The organism is Desulfosporosinus lacus DSM 15449, from assembly GCF_900129935.1.
GTDB lineage: Bacteria > Bacillota > Desulfitobacteriia > Desulfitobacteriales > Desulfitobacteriaceae > Desulfosporosinus > Desulfosporosinus lacus.
Window position 1 is genome coordinate 14744 of sequence record NZ_FQXJ01000021.1, and the last position, 17576, is coordinate 32319.

General features: G+C 45.0%; 17 protein-coding genes. All 17 read right to left on the bottom strand.

Annotated features, from left to right (window positions below):
• Window positions 1-60 precede the first annotated feature (60 nt).
• The 17 genes from carB to truA all read right to left on the bottom strand — a co-directional run bounded on the left by carB (window position 61) and on the right by truA (window position 17546).
• Complete coding sequence (gene carB / locus BUB11_RS21420) at window positions 61-3255, bottom strand: carbamoyl-phosphate synthase large subunit (protein WP_073032132.1); 3195 nt, start codon at window positions 3253-3255, stop codon at window positions 61-63.
• Window positions 3245-4345: a glutamine-hydrolyzing carbamoyl-phosphate synthase small subunit gene (gene carA, locus BUB11_RS21425; RefSeq protein ID WP_073032133.1), complete on the bottom strand. Its 1101-nt coding sequence runs from the start codon at window positions 4343-4345 to the stop codon at window positions 3245-3247. Before carA ends, carB begins: the two co-directional genes overlap by 11 nt.
• A 441-nt stretch (window positions 4346-4786) precedes the next feature.
• Window positions 4787-5992 carry an acetylornithine transaminase gene (locus BUB11_RS21430; RefSeq protein ID WP_073032134.1) on the bottom strand — a complete coding sequence of 402 codons (1206 nt, stop codon included), beginning with the start codon at window positions 5990-5992 and terminating at the stop codon, window positions 4787-4789.
• A gap of 138 nt (window positions 5993-6130) precedes the next feature.
• Window positions 6131-7027: an acetylglutamate kinase gene (argB, locus tag BUB11_RS21435; protein ID WP_073032135.1), complete on the bottom strand. Its 897-nt coding sequence runs from the start codon at window positions 7025-7027 to the stop codon at window positions 6131-6133.
• Between the two features lie 111 nt (window positions 7028-7138).
• On the bottom strand, window positions 7139-8398 hold the full coding sequence (argJ, locus tag BUB11_RS21440; protein WP_073032136.1) for a bifunctional glutamate N-acetyltransferase/amino-acid acetyltransferase ArgJ: 1260 nt from the start codon (window positions 8396-8398) through the stop codon (window positions 7139-7141).
• A 74-nt stretch (window positions 8399-8472) separates the two neighbouring features.
• Window positions 8473-9498, bottom strand: a complete 1026-nt coding sequence (gene argC / locus BUB11_RS21445) for an N-acetyl-gamma-glutamyl-phosphate reductase (RefSeq protein ID WP_073032137.1) — start codon at window positions 9496-9498, stop codon at window positions 8473-8475.
• 155 nt (window positions 9499-9653) lie between these two features.
• On the bottom strand, window positions 9654-10826 hold the full coding sequence (locus tag BUB11_RS21450) for a M20 family metallopeptidase (RefSeq protein ID WP_073032243.1): 1173 nt from the start codon (window positions 10824-10826) through the stop codon (window positions 9654-9656).
• Between the two features lie 74 nt (window positions 10827-10900).
• Complete coding sequence (locus tag BUB11_RS21455) at window positions 10901-11371, bottom strand: hypothetical protein (RefSeq protein WP_073032138.1); 471 nt, start codon at window positions 11369-11371, stop codon at window positions 10901-10903.
• Window positions 11340-11903 carry an RNA polymerase sigma factor gene (locus BUB11_RS21460; RefSeq protein WP_073032139.1) on the bottom strand — a complete coding sequence of 188 codons (564 nt, stop codon included), beginning with the start codon at window positions 11901-11903 and terminating at the stop codon, window positions 11340-11342. The genes BUB11_RS21455 and BUB11_RS21460 overlap by 32 nt, the downstream gene beginning before the upstream one ends.
• 199 nt (window positions 11904-12102) lie before the next feature.
• The gene (gene rocF / locus BUB11_RS21465) at window positions 12103-13005 is read right to left on the bottom strand and encodes an arginase (protein WP_073032245.1); all 903 of its coding nucleotides are present in this window, start codon (window positions 13003-13005) and stop codon (window positions 12103-12105) included.
• A gap of 506 nt (window positions 13006-13511) precedes the next feature.
• Entirely contained in the window at window positions 13512-13718 is a 207-nt protein-coding gene (locus BUB11_RS27210; protein ID WP_143187686.1) for a hypothetical protein, read from the bottom strand.
• A gap of 5 nt (window positions 13719-13723) precedes the next feature.
• Complete coding sequence (locus BUB11_RS21470) at window positions 13724-14152, bottom strand: endolytic transglycosylase MltG (RefSeq protein WP_242947641.1); 429 nt, start codon at window positions 14150-14152, stop codon at window positions 13724-13726.
• Window positions 14153-14154: 2 nt separating this feature from the next.
• On the bottom strand, window positions 14155-14613 hold the full coding sequence (locus tag BUB11_RS21475) for a helix-turn-helix domain-containing protein (RefSeq protein ID WP_242947640.1): 459 nt from the start codon (window positions 14611-14613) through the stop codon (window positions 14155-14157).
• Window positions 14614-14767: 154 nt separating this feature from the next.
• Window positions 14768-15499 carry an N-acetylmuramoyl-L-alanine amidase gene (locus BUB11_RS21480; protein ID WP_073032144.1) on the bottom strand — a complete coding sequence of 244 codons (732 nt, stop codon included), beginning with the start codon at window positions 15497-15499 and terminating at the stop codon, window positions 14768-14770.
• A 263-nt stretch (window positions 15500-15762) separates the two neighbouring features.
• A complete protein-coding gene (gene rpsI / locus BUB11_RS21485; protein ID WP_045574862.1) occupies window positions 15763-16158 on the bottom strand; it encodes a 30S ribosomal protein S9 in 396 nt (131 codons plus the stop codon).
• A 17-nt stretch (window positions 16159-16175) separates the two neighbouring features.
• Window positions 16176-16607 carry a 50S ribosomal protein L13 gene (gene rplM / locus BUB11_RS21490; RefSeq protein ID WP_073032145.1) on the bottom strand — a complete coding sequence of 144 codons (432 nt, stop codon included), beginning with the start codon at window positions 16605-16607 and terminating at the stop codon, window positions 16176-16178.
• 153 nt (window positions 16608-16760) lie between these two features.
• On the bottom strand, window positions 16761-17546 hold the full coding sequence (gene truA / locus BUB11_RS21495; protein WP_200797967.1) for a tRNA pseudouridine(38-40) synthase TruA: 786 nt from the start codon (window positions 17544-17546) through the stop codon (window positions 16761-16763).
• Window positions 17547-17576 lie beyond the last annotated feature (30 nt).

Genomic DNA, 17576 nt, shown 5'->3' on the forward strand with positions numbered 1-17576 from the left:
CCTGCATTTTTCATAATAATACGCTGAGCTTAAAGCCTCTTGTATCCATTAACTATTCCCCTACATAACCAAATACTCCTGTAAAGAAAGCACCTGAGGAGCGGTATTACTCCGTATCTCTTGAAACGCTCGTACAACCGCTTTCGCCGTATCCATTGACGAGAAACAAGGCACCCCGTGTTCAGCCGCTAACCTCCTCAACAAATAACCCGTTCTCTCCGGGGTTCCTTTAGTGGACGTGCTGAGGATGAAGGAGAATTCTCGTTGCCTGATGGCTTCTTGAAGGGCCTCGCTTGCTTCACTTACAACTTCGACTTCTACCCCGCACAGGGCCAAAGCCTTGGCAGTGTCTCCGGTTCCTTTGACGCCGAACCCTAACTGAGCCAACTGTCGAGCCAGAGTAATAGCTTCTGGACGATCCGTTTCTGCTACGGATACTAAAATATTCCCATCATTAGGCAACGGAATACGGGAGGCCGCAAAGGCTTTTGCCAACGCATGCCCAAATTGTGTGTCCATCCCTAAGACCTCACCCGTTGATTTCATTTCAGGTCCCAAGGAGGTTTCGACCTTAGTCAACTTCTCGAAGGAAAAGACAGGGGCCTTTACCACGACGAACGGTACTTCAGGCGCAAGACCATGAGCATAGCCCATTCCCTTTAAGGTTTTGCCAAGGGCAACTTGCACCGCCAAGTTGACTAAAGGAATCCCAGTGACTTTAGAAAGAATCGGCACTGTACGGCTTGCACGAGGGTTCACTTCTAAAACATACACTTTACCTCGCACGACAACAAATTGAATATTGATAAGTCCCCTAATCCCGATTCCTTCTGCCAGACGACAGGTGAAGTCCTCAATTTGTTCAATTTCTGCGGGAGTTAAACTCTGGGGAGGATAAACTGCCAGACTGTCCCCCGAGTGGACGCCGGCGCGTTCGATATGCTCCATGATGCCTGCTATTACAGTTGTCTCTCCGTCTGAAACTGCATCAACTTCGACTTCTTTTCCTTCCAAATACCGATCCACCAAGATTGGATGTTCTTGAGACAGGTTGATCGCGCGCCTTAAATAATCTTCCAGTTGACCTAAGTTCTCTACCACTTGCATGGCTCGACCTCCGATCACATAGGATGGGCGGACGATCACTGGAAATTCGAGCTCCTCAGAAATTTTCTTGGCCTGATCAACTGAAGTAACACTTCGTCCTTCAGATTGAGGGATTCCTAGACGGCTTAATAACTCAGCAAAACGCTCTCGATCCTCAGCCATATCAATCGCATCAACCGGGGTTCCTAATACTTGAACGCCGGCAAGCTTCAGGCGGCCCGCTAAATTTATAGCCGTCTGTCCTCCAAATTGGACTAAGACTCCATCCGCTTTTTCTTTATTCAAGACATGAAGCACGTCTTCAATGGTCAACGGCTCAAAGTACAGTTTATCTGCGATATCAAAATCTGTGGATACCGTTTCTGGATTATTATTGATCATAATGGCTTCTACACCTGCTTCTTGCAAAGCTGTAAGCGCATGTACAGAGCAATAATCGAACTCAATTCCTTGCCCAATTCGAATAGGGCCTGAACCTAAAACTACTACTTTTGGGCCAGTACTTACCTTGCCCTCATCCTCTTCCTCATAGCTGGAATAGTAATAAGGGGTTGCCGAAGCAAACTCTGCTGCACACGTATCAACGGTTTTATAAACCGGAATGATTCCGCAGTCCATACGCATGGCACGAACCGTCTCTTCCGAGCGTCCCGTAAGCTTGGCAATCGCTAAATCAGAGAACCCTAGAACCTTTGCCAGGCGCAGTAACTCAGTGGTTAATGGTTCATTTTGTAAGCGCTGTTCCAGTAAAACGAGTTCTTTAATTTTATGCAAATAGAAGGGATCAATCTGGGTGAGCATCTGTACTTCAAGTATAGACCAATCTCGGCGAAACGCTTCGGGAATCGCAAAAAAACGCTCATGATCTGCCGTAGTAAGTTTGTCTTCAATCTCCATCTCTGTCCAGCCCCCGGAAGCCTTAATCCGAAGACCAACAGTACCAACTTCCAAAGATCGAGTCGCTTTTAGGAGGGCCGCTTCCAACGTCCGCTCCATCGCCATAACCTCTCCGGTTGCTTTCATTTGCGTACCCAGACGATGATCAGCGGCAGGAAATTTATCGAAAGGCCATCTGGGGAATTTAACTACCACATAGTCAAGGGCCGGCTCAAAACAAGCACTGGTGTGCCCTGTCACAGGGTTCGTCAATTCTGGAAGAGTAAAGCCGACGGACAAAAGAGCAGCCATCTTGGCTATCGGATATCCGGTCGCTTTAGAGGCGAGTGCGCTTGAGCGACTGACCCGAGGATTTACTTCAATAACAACATACTCTTTATTTAGCGGATTCAAGGCAAATTGAACATTACACCCTCCGTTAACTCCCAGAGCCCGAATAATCTTTAAGGATGAGGCACGCAACATCTGATATTCAACATCACTTAAGGTTTGCGACGGGGCAACTACAATACTGTCCCCAGTGTGTATCCCTACCGGGTCGATATTTTCCATATTGCAAATCGTAATACAGTTATCTGCCGCGTCTCGCATGACTTCATACTCAATTTCCTTCCAGCCGGCCACACTCCGCTCTACAAGGCATTGCCCAATGGGGCTGGCTTGCAGCCCTTTCTGCAAAATTTCCTCCAATTGTTTGGCGTTTTTGACAATCCCGCCGCCTGTTCCTCCAAGAGTATAGGCAGGGCGGACAATCAGTGGAAAACCTTGCTTACTAGCGAACTCCTCCCCTTCTTCCAGGGTCGTTACAATTACACTTTCAGCCACCGGTTCTCCCAGCGTGAGCATTGTTTCCTTGAATGCATCTCGATCTTCTGCTTTGTAAATGGTTTCCGAGTCACAGCCTATGAGGTCCACGTTATAATGTTTTAAAAGCCCGCCGCGCTCCAACTCCATAGCTAGGTTCAGGCCCGTTTGACCACCTAATGTAGGGAGTAAAGCATCTGGGCGTTCTTTGCTGATAATTCGCTCCAAAATTTCAGGTAACAGGGGTTCGATATAGGTAATATCTGCTGTTTGCACATCCGTCATGATGGTTGCTGGATTACTGTTAACCAGTACTACTTCCACCCCTACCTCACGAAGAGCTCTGCACGCTTGGGTCCCTGCATAATCAAATTCTGCGGCTTGCCCAATCACTATCGGCCCAGACCCAATGACAAGGACCTTCTTCCACGACGGATTAAGAGGCATAACCAGCCCTCCATTCCTGCATTAATCGCGCAAACTCATCAAAAAGATAAAGGGATTCACTCGGTCCAGGCCCTGCTTCCGGATGATATTGAACCGAAAAAACAGGTAAATCCCGATGCTTGACGCCTTCCACACTTTGATCATTTAGATTGCGATGGGTTACGTAAAGAGGAGTCTGTCCCAAACTTTCCTCCGAGATGGCATAGCCATGATTTTGCGAAGTAATCGTCACTCGTTTGGACTCTAGATCTTGTACGGGTTGATTTCCGCCCCGATGCCCAAACTTCATCTTATAGGTGTCTCCCCCTAAAGCGAGGGATAAAAGTTGATGTCCCAGGCAAATCCCAAAGATAGGGCGTTTGCCCATCAGCCCTTGAATCGTTTCTATCCCCGTTATGACCTCCTTAGGGTCCCCTGGTCCATTGGATAGAAAGACTCCATCTGGTTGGAGATTAAGGATCTGCTCTGTAGGGGTTGTATGCGGAACAACTGTCAGACGAAACCCGTTTTCTTGCATCGCCTGCAAAATATTCTTCTTAATCCCAAAATCCATGACTACGACATGAAATAATTCCTTCTCGGTTCCGACAGCTGGTAAGGTGTATTGCTTCGGAGTACTGACCTTAGCCACAACATCGGTTGGAACAGACCACGTTTTCAAGCGGGGGGCCCATTCATTTAATCCCTCTGCCTCGGTGGTAATAACACCGCGCAGTACGCCATGCTCTCGAATAATCCGCGTTAAGGCACGGGTATCTATCCCCTTTATTCCTACAACTCCGGATTGCGCCAAGGTCCTGGAAAGATTCTTTTCCATCTGCCAATGACTGGGATTACGTGCGGACTCTTTTACAATGAACCCTTGGACCTGTGGTTTATCCGATTGGTCATCCACTTTGTTGATCCCGTAGTTCCCGATGAGTGGATACGTCATACACACCATTTGTCCAGCATATGATGGATCGGTTAACACCTCTTGATAACCGGTCATTCCAGTGTTAAAGACGACTTCTCCAAAAGCCTCTCCCGTCGCCCCAAAAGACTCCCCTAATAAAATTTTCCCAGTTTCAAGTATGAGTGCTGCTTTCATTCCATCCCTCCTCGGATATAGAAAACTTGGCTAGCGTCCGAAGACACCGTCTTCGCACGAGTTAACCTTCTTGCAGGCGAAGGCGATTGCCTTAGTTGCACTTATGCTTCCGAAAGTATTAACGCTAGTTATACTTTCGGGCTAGTATATAGAAAACTTGGCTAGCGTCCGAAGACACCGTCTTCGCACGAGTTAACCTTCTTGCAGGCGCAGGCGATTGCCTCAGTTGCACTTATGCTTCCGAAAGTATTAACGCTAGTTATACTTTCGGGCTAGTATATAGAAAACTTGGCTAGCGTCCACGAAGACACTGTCTTCGCACGGATTAGCCTTCTTGCTGGATGGCGGGAAGGGACCGCAGGCGGTCGCCTTAGTTGTACTAATGCTTACATAAGCTCACGTGTCCTCTGATTCTCTGGCTTCTGACCTCCGATTTCTGGTTTACCAAATCTTCGAAAGGGTTTCGTCCAAAATCCCCAAAGCTTTATCCATTTCTTGCTTCTCAACAGTAAGCGGGGGGAGGAATCGTAATATCTTTCCTCCAACACAGTTGATCAAAAGCCCATTTTCCAAGCAGGCCTCGACTATCTCGGGACCCAACTTGGAGACGGGCCACCCCACAATAAATCCTTGTCCTCGGACCGGACCGCCCGTCTGATATTTCTGTGCTAAGCGCTCTAGTCCTTGTTGGAAATACGCTGCGCGCTCTTGAACTCCCTCAAAAAATCCGTCTGCAAGCATTACATCTAAAACAGCACACCCTGCCGCAGTGGCTAGAGGATTTCCTCCAAAGGTTGACGCATGATCTCCCGGCTGAAAAGCTTTAGCAACTTTATCTGTGGCTAGCATTGCTCCAATCGGTACTCCTCCGCCCAAAGCTTTTGCTAAAGTCATAATATCTGGGACCACACCGCTCGACTCATAGGCAAAGAGCTTTCCAGTCCGGCCAACTCCGCACTGCACCTCATCAAAAATCAACAAGACTCCATGTTGGTCACATAGCTCACGCGCTGCCTGGAGAAACTCTATAGAAGCAGGGATTACCCCTCCCTCTCCTTGAATGGGTTCGATAAAGACTGCCGCCGTATTGTCACCAATCTTTGCTCTTAGACCCTCAATATCATTTAGGGCAGCGTAAGTCACGCCGACAGGAAGTGGATCAAACCCTTCCTGATATTTTATCTGTCCAGTTAGTGTAAGGGTGGCTAAGGTTCGCCCATGAAATGAGTTTTCAAGCGAAATCACCTCATATTTATGCTCACCATAATTTTTCCTGGCGTACTTACGAGCGAGCTTGAAGGCTGCTTCATTAGCTTCTGCACCACTGTTGCAAAAGAACACTTTATCCGCAAAGGAATGCTTCACTAAGCGCTCAGCGAGAGCAACTTGATTCGGTATCCAGTAGATGTTTGAGGTGTGCAGAATTTCTTTAGCCTGTTCCTCAATAGCACGGACAATCGCAGGATGGCTATGTCCCAAGGAATTAACTGCTAGTCCCGTTACGAAATCTAAATATTGCTTTCCGTCAGAATCCCAAACCCATGCCCCGTCCCCTTTGACCATCGTCATAGGCAATCGTCCGTAGGTATTCATTACCACATTTTTCCCGCGCTCAATAATCGCTTCGCTTGTTAAGCCTTCTAACATTTCATTTCATCCCCCTATCTATCAAATATAGGAAACTTACTTCAGTGGAGTTCCACTCCACCTGGAGTTTAGTTGAACTTATCGAGGGACTAACCGCCACTTATCTCTAACTATAACTGAGAGTCTAGTGGCGGTTAGTCATCGTGTGAACATTGTGCCAATCCCGCCATCTGTAAATAATTCCAGTAGAATTGCATGGCTTAGTCGTCCATCAAGGATATGCACACTGCCAACCCCGGCGTCTAAGGCAGAGACTGCACATTCTACTTTAGGCAACATTCCACCGCTTAATATTCCTTGTTTCTTGAGGGTAGTGACTTCCCCTCCCGAAATCGTAGAAATAAGTGATCCAGGATCAGAAACATCACTCAGTATTCCTCGTACATCTGTTAAAAGAAGCAACTTATCTGCCTTTAGCGCCTCAGCTATTTTCCCCGCAGCTGTATCAGCATTGACATTGTAAGTTTCCCCTTCTTCGCCGCTGGCAACCGGAGAGATAACGGGAATATATCCCTGTCCCAATAACGTGTTCAATATATCGGGAGTAACCGTTTGGATTTCTCCCACAAGCCCTAGATCAACATCTTCCATTTTCCCTAGACTATTTGGCATCTGCATCGGCTTCTTAACAGCCATGAGCAACTTAGCATCTTTCCCTGATAATCCAACACCTTTCCCCCCAAAGCGATTGAGGAGAGAAACCATTTCAGTATTCAACTTCCCTAATAAGACCATTTGAGCGATCTCCATAGTTTGAGCGTCCGTGACTCTCAAACCCTGTATAAATTGACTTTCTATTCCGACCTTCTTCAACATTGAGTTAATCTCTGGTCCACCGCCGTGAACGAGCACCGGACGAATTCCTACAGAATGCAAAAGAAGAATATCTAACATGACCGATTCTTTTAGAACTGGATCAACCATGGCGTGTCCGCCATACTTAATCACGACGGTCTTTCCTGCAAATTTCTGGATATACGGAAGGGCCTCCACTAATACCCGTGCTTTTCCTAATCCTTGTTCCATCGGGGTCATCTCTTCTACCTCCAATTTCAACACTTGACTTCTTGACTTTAGATCTTAGTTTTATAACCTTAGAACTACTCCTCAGTCTTCAGTCATAATCACAGCTTATGAACCTCAAGATCAAGTCCTATAACTCCCATTGATCGTGACGTACTCATGGGTCAGATCACACCCCCATGCAGTTGCTTGTTCTTCCCCGCTGTGAAGATTTAAACTTATATGAACCTCTTTAAGCGCTAGAATCACTTTAGCTTCTTCTTCCGAAAAAGTGACACCTTTTCCCGCTTGAGCAACAATTAATTTCCCTAAAAAGACGTCGACTATGTTGGGATTGAACTCAGCTCCTGAATATCCTGCTGCGGTCAAAATACGCCCCCAGTTCGCATCCTCTCCAAAGAGTGCAGCTTTAACCAAGCTGGAGCCACAAATACTCCGAGCAATTTTACGAGCATCCTCTTTGGTTTTGGCTCCAGAAACTGATACTTCCATTAACTTAGTAGCGCCTTCTCCATCTCGAGCAATATCTTTTGCCAGTTCGATGCACATTGATTTAACCATTTCTTCAAAATTGGTTCGGTCTTCCCCGCTCAGAGTTATTCCAGAGGCTCCATTTGCCATTAAGACAACCATATCATTTGTACTCGTATCTCCATCGACGGTCACCATATTAAAGCTTTCTTCCACCGCTTCACGCAGGATATGTTGTAAATCTTCGGACGGAAGAAACGCGTCTGTCGTCAAGAAGCCTAACATAGTACCCATATTAGGGTGAATCATTCCAGACCCTTTGGCGATCGCACCCAGATGAATCACGCCTCCCTGTGAACAGGAAAGCTCATAGGCATATTCCTTAACCATCGTATCCGTCGTCATAATTGCCAGGGCTGCTCGATGCGCCCCTTCATCGGCCTCTTCCTTCTGACCGCGAATTCCTTTGACCACATCATTTAGAAGCAACGAGCTCGCCATCCGAATACCATTCAGGACTTTATCAAGCGGCATTTCGACCCCGATTACGCCTGTGGAAGCCACCAGAACATCCTCGGGCGGTACTGCCAAAAATGTGCCTGCTACTTCAGCCATGGCAAATGCCGCTTGGTCGCCAAACTCGCCAACACAAGCATTGGCATTGCCGCTATTAATGACAATAGCACGTGCCAGACCGTTTTCCAGATGGCGTTGGGTTAAATATAGCGGGTGGGCTTTAACTAAATTTCGAGTGTATACTCCAGCTGCCTGTGCTTGCACCTCGGAAAAAATTAGTGCTACATCATACTTATCCTTATATTTAATACCCGCTTGGACACCAGTTGCATAAAACCCTTTAGGGACTGCTATACCGCCGTTAATTAACTTCCAAGCCTTTTTAGAATTATCCACTTAATTCACACGCTCCTTCACTTAGTCCATCAAAATCGTTGCTTGTGCTAAGAACCGTCCCCCAATTTGATGTCTTATGGCCATAGTGCTGTTGCCTTTAGCCCTTGCGCCTCAGGCCAACCCATAGCGAGATTCATATTCTGAACAGCCTGCCCTGCTGCACCCTTTAATAGATTGTCAATTGTAGCAACAATGACCACATTCCCGGTTCTTTTATCTAACGTCAATTGTAAAAAAGCATGGTTGCTCCCACTGGAGAATTTTGTCTGGGGCCAAGTCCCCGGCGGCAAAAGATGAATAAATTCTTCTTCCTTATACTGGTCTAACCAACAGCTTCGCAGGTCTTCTTCTTGAACCCCTTCTGATACTTTAGCATAAATTGTCACCAGCATCCCGCGCGTCATAGGAACCAAATGTGGCGTAAAGTTGACAGTTAGAGGCAACCCTGCGGCGCGAGACAGCTCTTGTTCTATTTCTGGCGTATGACGATGGCTTGCAACCCCGTACGCTTTAAAGTTCTCGTTTACCTCGCCATAGTGCGTACCTAACGAGACCCCTCGTCCTGCTCCCGATACACCGGATTTGGCATCAATGATCAAATAGCCTGTTTGAAGTAATTGCTTACGCAACAAGGGAACGAGCGCCAGCAAAGTTGCCGTTGGATAGCAACCTGGATTGGCAATTAAAGATTGTCCCTGAATTTTCTCACGATAAAGCTCTGGTAATCCATATACCGCGTCTTTGAGTAATTCTGAAGCTGGATGTTTTATTTTGTACCATTCCTCGTAAATCTCTGCTGAATTCAAACGAAAATCGGCACCCAGATCAATTACCTTAATCCCGCGCGCCAAGAATGTGCTTGTTCTTTCTGCCGTCAACCCATGAGGAAGAGCACAAAAGAGAACATCCATATCAGGTATGTTTTCGTCTTGCAAGATCCCTATATTTTGACCTAGCCAATGTGGGTAGACTGTTTCATAATCCTCTCCTGCTACACTGGACGAGCCCAGATATAATTCTTTCACCTCTTCATGGCGATGTAATAGCCGCACCAATTCCTGTCCTGCGTATCCTGTAGCGCCAAGAATACCGACTTTCATATCTTGAACACCCTCTCTAATCATTTCTATTTTAATAATTATACATATACTTGCATAAACATTCAACCATTATCGTAAAAAAGAAAGGGCCATCCCTTTCTTAATGACTTTTTTATTCTATTTATAATTCCTATTTTTTTACTATTTATGCTCTCTCATTCTTTAGTCAATAAGAGAAACTCACGTTTGATCTGTTGCAACAACTTATTATTGCTTAAAACATCCCAGCCTGTAAAGGCTAGCACCTGCATAGCCAACAAAACTAATCTTTCTCCGTCTGGTGACAGCGATACCTGGGCAAAGTCCCGAGTATGAGGAATCTCAGTGCCTGTTCCTAATGTTAAATAGGGATGGATTGACGGAACAGCACGACTGACATTTCCCATATCTACTGACCCCATTGCCGTTTGAGGAGAAGCTATCTGATGGATACCCATCTCCCCCAGATTTCTAGTAAAGCATTCAGCCAAAGATAGATTAGTATGCATTTCATCATATGAAAATTCAAACTTATGCCAAGTCATTTTTGCAGAAACCATGGAAGCAGCCCCTTCGGCACAACGTATTACTTGCTCTCTCCATTCATCCAATTCTTTACGTTTTCGAGCACGCAGATAAAACTGTGCCACCGCACGTTCCGGAATAATATTCGGGGCTGTCCCCCCCTCTGTAATAATCCCATTGATTTTCACATCCTGTGAAACCTGCTTTTTGAGTGCATTGATTCCGACAAAAAAGTTAATCACGGCATCTAAAGCATTAATTCCAAAACCAGACGCTGCTACAGCATGTGCAGAACGTCCGTGAAACGTAAACTCCAAAGCGTCTAAAGCCAGGCTGGAAATGACAGGGACGTTTTGACTGCCAGGATGAAACATCATCGCAGCATCGACGTCCTTAAAAATCCCCTTCTCAACCAATGTTACTTTTGCCCCACTGGTCTCTTCTGCTGGAGCACCGATTACTAAGACCTCACCTGCTAATTCTAAACTCTTACTTAAAATCACCGCTGCTCCCGCGCTGGCCGCTCCTATCAAGTTGTGCCCACAACCATGCCCTATAACTGGCAAGGCATCATATTCTGCCAAATATGCAATTGTCGGCCCTGGACGCGGACCCTTAAATCTTGCTAAAAAAGCGGTCTCCATCCCAGCAATCCCACGATCCACTATAAACCCATGCTTCTGCAGAAAACTGCTTAGGCTATTGGACGCAAAGTATTCCTTATAACCAAGCTCAGGACGCTCCCCTATCTGGCGGGAAACTTCCCATACTTCTTTGCGTAAATGCAGGGCCTGATCTCTAAAAAAAGCCTTAATTGCATCCATGGGTAATCCATCTCTTTCCTCAAATTCTATCTCTAGTAACTTAGCTCTATCAACCATTCATATTCATTCAATAATTATGCTTCTTCGATTGTAGAATCTTCGTAAATAGAATGAGGGTTTCTAAAAACAACTATTACACACAGCACCCCCATTAATGGCCAAGAAACAACACCCCAGAGGAGATCTATCCCGATCTTTAGCTCTTTAAATAATATGAGGCTTTGTAGAATTCGCTGTCCAAATTGCTGAAACTCTGAAACATAAGGGAACCCAGCGAACATAACCAGCAGTGAATTCAGCCCTTGATAAAGCATTTCGCTTCCGAACCATAAAACTGTCCCCAGCAATAATCCTGTAAACATTAAGCTAAAAGCTAACCCTAACCCCCACTTTCGCCGCGCAGCCAGGCGACTTTCTGCTCCGAAATCAACAGGTTGTGCTGCAATTTGAGCCATGAGCTGAGCTTGGAAATTTTCCAGAGCTGCTTTGGGAATAGGTTCATCTCTAAACAGTTTAATCCATTGCAGGTTGTCCTTCTCCTCCATGGGTCTCCCTCCTTTCCAGGTTCTGGCGAAGCTTTTCTTTTCCTCGATGAATGTATGTCTTGACTCGACTTACAGGAACCTCCAGCACTACTGCTATTTCTTTGTACGAAAGTTCTTGATGATAACGCAAATAGAGTGCTTGAGTGTAATGTTCAGGAAGTTCATGTAAAACCTCAGATAAAAGGGTTGCCTGCTCTTTAGCCAACAATATTTCCTCTGGGCCAGGTTGATGATCAACTGTGTTTTCATCTGGAGTTATTAAAACTTCTTTACGCCTCTTACGCAAAAGATCAAGAGCCCTATTACGAGCAATGGCATATAGCCAGGCCCGAAACGGATATTCTTTTGAGTACCGATTCAGATTTCGATAGGCTGCCAGGAAAGCATCCTGAGCGCAGTCAAAAACATCCTCTTCTGAACCAAGGATTCGGCACAAGAAATGAATCAAGGGCTCCTGGTAACGTTGGACAAGGACAGCATATTGTTGGTGATGACCTGCTAGTACTTGCCGAATGACCTCGGCATCTTCCATTAACTTAGGCTCCTATCCTGAGTACTTTTAAACTCGCATTATCCTCTCACTCTTAATACGTTTTAATAGTCTAAAAAGTTTCAAGGGGATTTGCGCAAGATACTATAACCATTTTAACCTACAACCTGTTTTATTCGCAACGAACAATTTAGAAAATACTCTATATTTAAATATCTCAATTGCAATTTTACTTCACCCCTTAGAAAATTTGTTCTCCAAAAGCTGAACATATTAGCCCTACGGCTAGCTTAGCTGTTTTATTATGATTATCTAAAATCGGATTCACTTCTACGACATCCATACTTGAAATACGTCCTGAGTCAGCCAAGAGTTCCATCGCCAGATGTGCCTCCCGATATGTAATTCCTCCTGCTACCGGCGTTCCAACACCTGGGGCCTCCTCAGGATCAATCACATCCAAATCAAAACTGATATGAATCCCATCCGTCCCTTGTGAAGCAATATTAATCCCTTGTTTGACCACTTCCGTCATTCCTACTTGATCGATATCTCGCATCGTAAAAACAGTTATTTTCGACTTACGAAGCAGTTCCTTTTCTTGAGGATCCATTTCACGCGCTCCAATAATCACGGTATTTTCCTCACGCAATTTTTTCTTTGCCCCGCCAATGGACGTTAATTCCGGAGCTCCGATCCCATTAGCTACTGCCAAGGGCATACCATGAATATTACCACTTTCAGTCGTGTCAAGGGAATTATAATCACCATGTGTATCAAACCAAATTAATCCAAACGATTTTTCACTTAAGGCCAATCCTGCTAGAGTCCCAATTCCTAAACTATGGTCTCCCCCAAGGATTAAGGGGACCACCCCTTCCTTTATTGCCTCAGAGACTATGAGATGAAGACGTTCATTAATCGTAACGATTTCCTCCAGATATTTAAGACGCTTGTCCTTGATTACACGCGTCTCAGGAACCGGAACCTCCAGATTGCCGTAATCCTCAACCTTCCAACCTAGCCCCTTTAATCTGGCATTTAAACCAGCATATCGAATAGCACTTGGACCCATGTCCACTCCACGACGATCTGCACCCAAATCAATAGGTACTCCAATAATCCTAATGACCTTTTTTTGCATAGCTTTATACTCCCTGCTTTTATTCGCTACTCCGAGTGATTTTAGGCAAAGATGCCAAGCCCCTTGGTTCAAAATATTGCCTAATTTCTCGATACATATTAATGTTCCCCAAAAAGAAAAAAGCTTGCAAATAATTTGCAAGCATATATTCAATTCAAAATCACGCCCACCCCGGCTTGCACACCTTTACACAAGACCCAAGGTGCACATAAAATGTGCCTTCTCCTAAGCAACGCTCCTCGTACCTCGTACCAAGACCCAAGACACAGTGTGACACGAGCGCGACGTCTTTACGTAAGCAGAATAGCAAACTTCCGTTTATGCTCCCGGCCCCAGACGCGGCCAGTGTACAGGGTCCCCTCCCGCCATCCTGCAAGAAGGCTAATCCGTGCGAAAACAGTGTTTTCGTGGGTTCCGGGGACACTTGGCCATCCATGGCCTGAGGACGACGGCACAGGACGTGCCTAGTGCAGGGTGCGCCATGGATGGCATAGCACACTGCCGGATCATCTGGCACGATAGTCTCCAGTGGAGAGTATCGCCGAAGCCGTGATCCCCAAAGGAATACATACCGGCGTAGGATAGATTATCGCCGTAGGCGGGTTCTTTAAAATGATACTATCGCCGAAGGATGAACCCCGCTCCCCTAAGCCAGGAGAGCTTAAACGGTTAGTTTGCTCTGCGTCGTAAGCACCGAGCGCTGTGTCACACAAGTCCCCTACTTTAGCAACCTAAAAATCACTTCTTCCTCACTAAGACCTACTGACAATTTAAAAGTTCCTGCTCTAAACCGCCGCTCTGCTCTCATTTGACGAGTAAACGCTAAGAAAGCCTCTTTATCCTTAATTAATTCCTGAGCAAACAACAAATCAGCTATTTGTTCAGCACTGGCTCCCTTCGGAATAACAAAATCCCGATCAATTTGGGGTGAAACTTGGGGATCAGGCGGCAGACTTTCTTTTTGATCAGATTCGATGGGCTGAACAGGCGGCGGAGAATCAGGTTCTTTTGTCGATTCATTTTTTGGAAGCGCTGTTTGTGGATTTAATTGAACATCTGAGGGCTTCTGCTGTGGAGAGAAGAGCAGAGTCAACATAGCACTCAAAATTAGCCCTGAACCTAACCCAAGCCAAAAGGATCGTGTCACTTTCAACTGTTCTTACCTCCATCTGGTTGCATTCGCAATACCATCCTTACCGCATCTTGGCTTAAAAACAAACGTTGGGCAATTTCCGGTATACGTTGCCCATTTGCGGCGAGTTCCAATACTTCTTGGTATTTTGGTGAGAGATGGGGGTGGGGTTCAACTTCACTTTGCATTATCTCTTTTTGCGTTTTAAACAAACTAAAATCATAAGTTTCTTTGGCTTGGATTTCTCCAGCTTCAAGTTCCTCAGGGCTAGGTTCCTCCGCATTGGTTTCTTTTTCTATAGATATAATTTTTCTGTTTTCAACTTCTTGAATATCTTTCACTCTAGCTTCTAACAGTTTACTTTCGAGCTCATAAACCTGATCTTGGACCCGAATAACTTCTCTCTTCAAATACGCTAACCCTTTCAAGGCTGTCAAGGCTTCTTCGTTGGGTGGATTCTGCCAACGCCAACCCAAAAATAAGAAACAAACTCCTAGAAGAAATAATATAATGGGCAGAATGTCCACAAATACTCCCTACTTTCACAGATATCTTTATTTTAATTAGACATTCGCGAAAAGAAAATAGTTTCCCTGCAAAAACTAATATTATTCAACGAAATTCTCTAATTTATCTGGAACCTTTATTACCAGCTTGTTTACTAAAATAAGTACTTACACCTTGAAAAATTGCAATTGCTAACCTTTGTTGATATTCGGGAGTGGTCAACAACTGTTCTTCTTGAAGGTTTGAAAGAAATCCTAGTTCGACAGTCACGGCTGCCTGATTTGCCTTCTTTAAGACGTAAATATCTTGATTTCCTTTAGCAACTCTTTTGGTATCTGTCATACTGTTTAGCTCTTGCTGAATCGATTGAGCTAAGAGCTTTCCTTCCGGAGAATCTGAATGATAAAATGTTTGTGCCCCTGTGAGTTTCGCATCAGGAAAACTATTGGCATGAATACTTAAATATACTTCAGCTTTAGAGTCCATCGCCAATTGAATGCGTTGGGCTAAATCCTCTCTCTTCCGCCTCAAAAGCCCTTGAGAATTACCTAGGTCTCGGTCATCTTCGCGAACCATAATTGTCTTAGCTCCACTTTGCTGAACCAACGCTTGCAAGCGTTTGGACACAGCCAAGGTAATATCTTTTTCTAATACTTTGCTTATTCCAACGGCACCGGGATCCACACCTCCGTGACCGGCGTCAATTACCATGACTCGATCTCCCAAGGTCCAGCTCCATATTTCTTTATCCTGTCCACTAAATCCAGCTACCATAGCTAACGTCAAAAAAAGTGTAAGCACAATTCCTAAAAATATCTTGCGGCGTTTCACACTTATAACCCAAATCGGTTTCATTCCTATCCCTCCCCTAGTCTATTCCGTCTTACCTTATGGGGGAGACCTCCAGAATATTCGTTTGGCTTGTCACAAAAAGTTTTACTAACCCAGTTCAAACTATTATCTTTTCGGATAATGAACATTCACCTGACAATATAGGACCCTTTCTCTAACATTTAAGTATCCAATTTACAAGTGAAAGGATAACTCTATTGTGAGCAAATATATGTTTCCTAATACAAAAAGGAAGGGATAAATCCCTTCCTTTGAATTGCACTGTATTAACGTTTCGAAAATTGTGGAGCTTTACGAGCTTTCTTCAAGCCGTATTTGCGACGCTCTTTCATACGTGGGTCACGTGTAAGAAAGCCAGCTCTCTTAAGACTTGGACGGAGACTAATATCTGCCTTTAACAAAGCACGAGCAATTCCTAAACGAATCGCACCAGCTTGGCCAGTAGTTCCCCCCCCATGAGCGAGAGCAATAACATCATATTTAGCAAGTGTATCTGTAATATTAAATGGTTGTTGAACAATCATTTCCAGAGTTTTCTTACCAAAATACTCCGCTAATTCACGCTTATTAATGATGAATTTTCCTTCACCGGGAATAAGACGAACACGAGCAATTGCATTTTTGCGTCGTCCAGTCGCTGCGTATTGTAATTGAGTTGCCATGTTTTACTTCCTCCTTCCTACTGAATTGTCCAGATTTCAGGTTGTTGAGCTTGATGGGGGTGTGTATCTCCCTTGTACACTTTTAACTTAGTGTACATTTGGGCGCCCAACTTGTTATGAGGAAGCATTCCCTTCACAGCATGTTCCATAGCTCGTTCTGGCATGATTTGCATTAACTTTTTGTAAGGAACTTCTTTTAACCCGCCAGGATATCCTGAGTGACGACGATACATTTTATCGTTTAGTTTGTTACCTGTTAAGACTAATTTTGCAGCATTAATAATAATGACATGGTCCCCCGTGTCAACATTAGGGGTGAATGTCGGTTTATGTTTACCTCTCAGGAGACGTGCTGCTTCAGTAGCAATACGACCCAAGGGGATTCCCTCAGCGTCAATAATATACCATTTACGCTCCTGTTCTTGTGCTTTCGCAAAAAACGTGGACATGACTTTCCCTCCAATTTAGAAGTTTTGCTGTTTTTCCTCACTCGCATGGGGCTCAATCATGCTTGCGTATGCCAAGGGCATGGGGCTCAATCATATCCAAGGCATAAAAACTCATATTGATATTCTATTTAAAATTGAACCTAATGTCAAGCTTTATTTAAAAAGCTCTTTAAAGACCTCAAATGGGCTTTCATCCGTATAATTTACATGGACTAATGTTAAGCCGTGCGCAGGTGCAATCATGCGAGCGCGCTTCCGATCATGACTGGCAATGATTTCGGGAATCTCTCCAGGGAGAGTACGTCCCTTACCTACCTCCATAAGTGTTCCGACAATAATACGGACCATGTGGTATAGAAACCCATCTCCCACGCAGGATACTCTAATTAATCGGTTGTCCTCTTCTCTTACTTGACACCTATAAATCGTTCGTTCAAACCTCTTACTATCACCACCTGCAGCTGCAAAGGTTTTGAAATTATGTCGTCCTTCCAGAAAGGCAGCCGCTTGTTGCATGAAGTCAGTATTTAAGGGTATGGGCATATGGGATGCATAAAGACGCTTAAATATATCCGGTACACGCTTATTATCAATCAGATAATCATAGCGCTTCCATTTTGCTGACCATCGGGCATTAAACTCGTCCGCAACACACTCCGCCTCGAGTATGCGAATGTCCCTTGGAAGCAGACTGTTAAATGCCTTAGGGATTTTTTCCTCGGGAATTCTAGCGGCTGTCATGAAATTTACAATTTGACCGGAGGCGTGCACCCCCGCATCCGTCCGACCTGCCATAGCTAGAGTTATCTTTTCCTCGATGAGTCTCGCCCATACAGATTCCAAGGTTCCCTGAACTGTGGGCCCATGGGCTTCATCCTGTCGTTGGAATCCATGATAGTTTGTTCCGTCATAGGCTAGTTTTAGACGAATGTTTCGCATGATAAGCATAGCCTCCGCTACATACTAAGG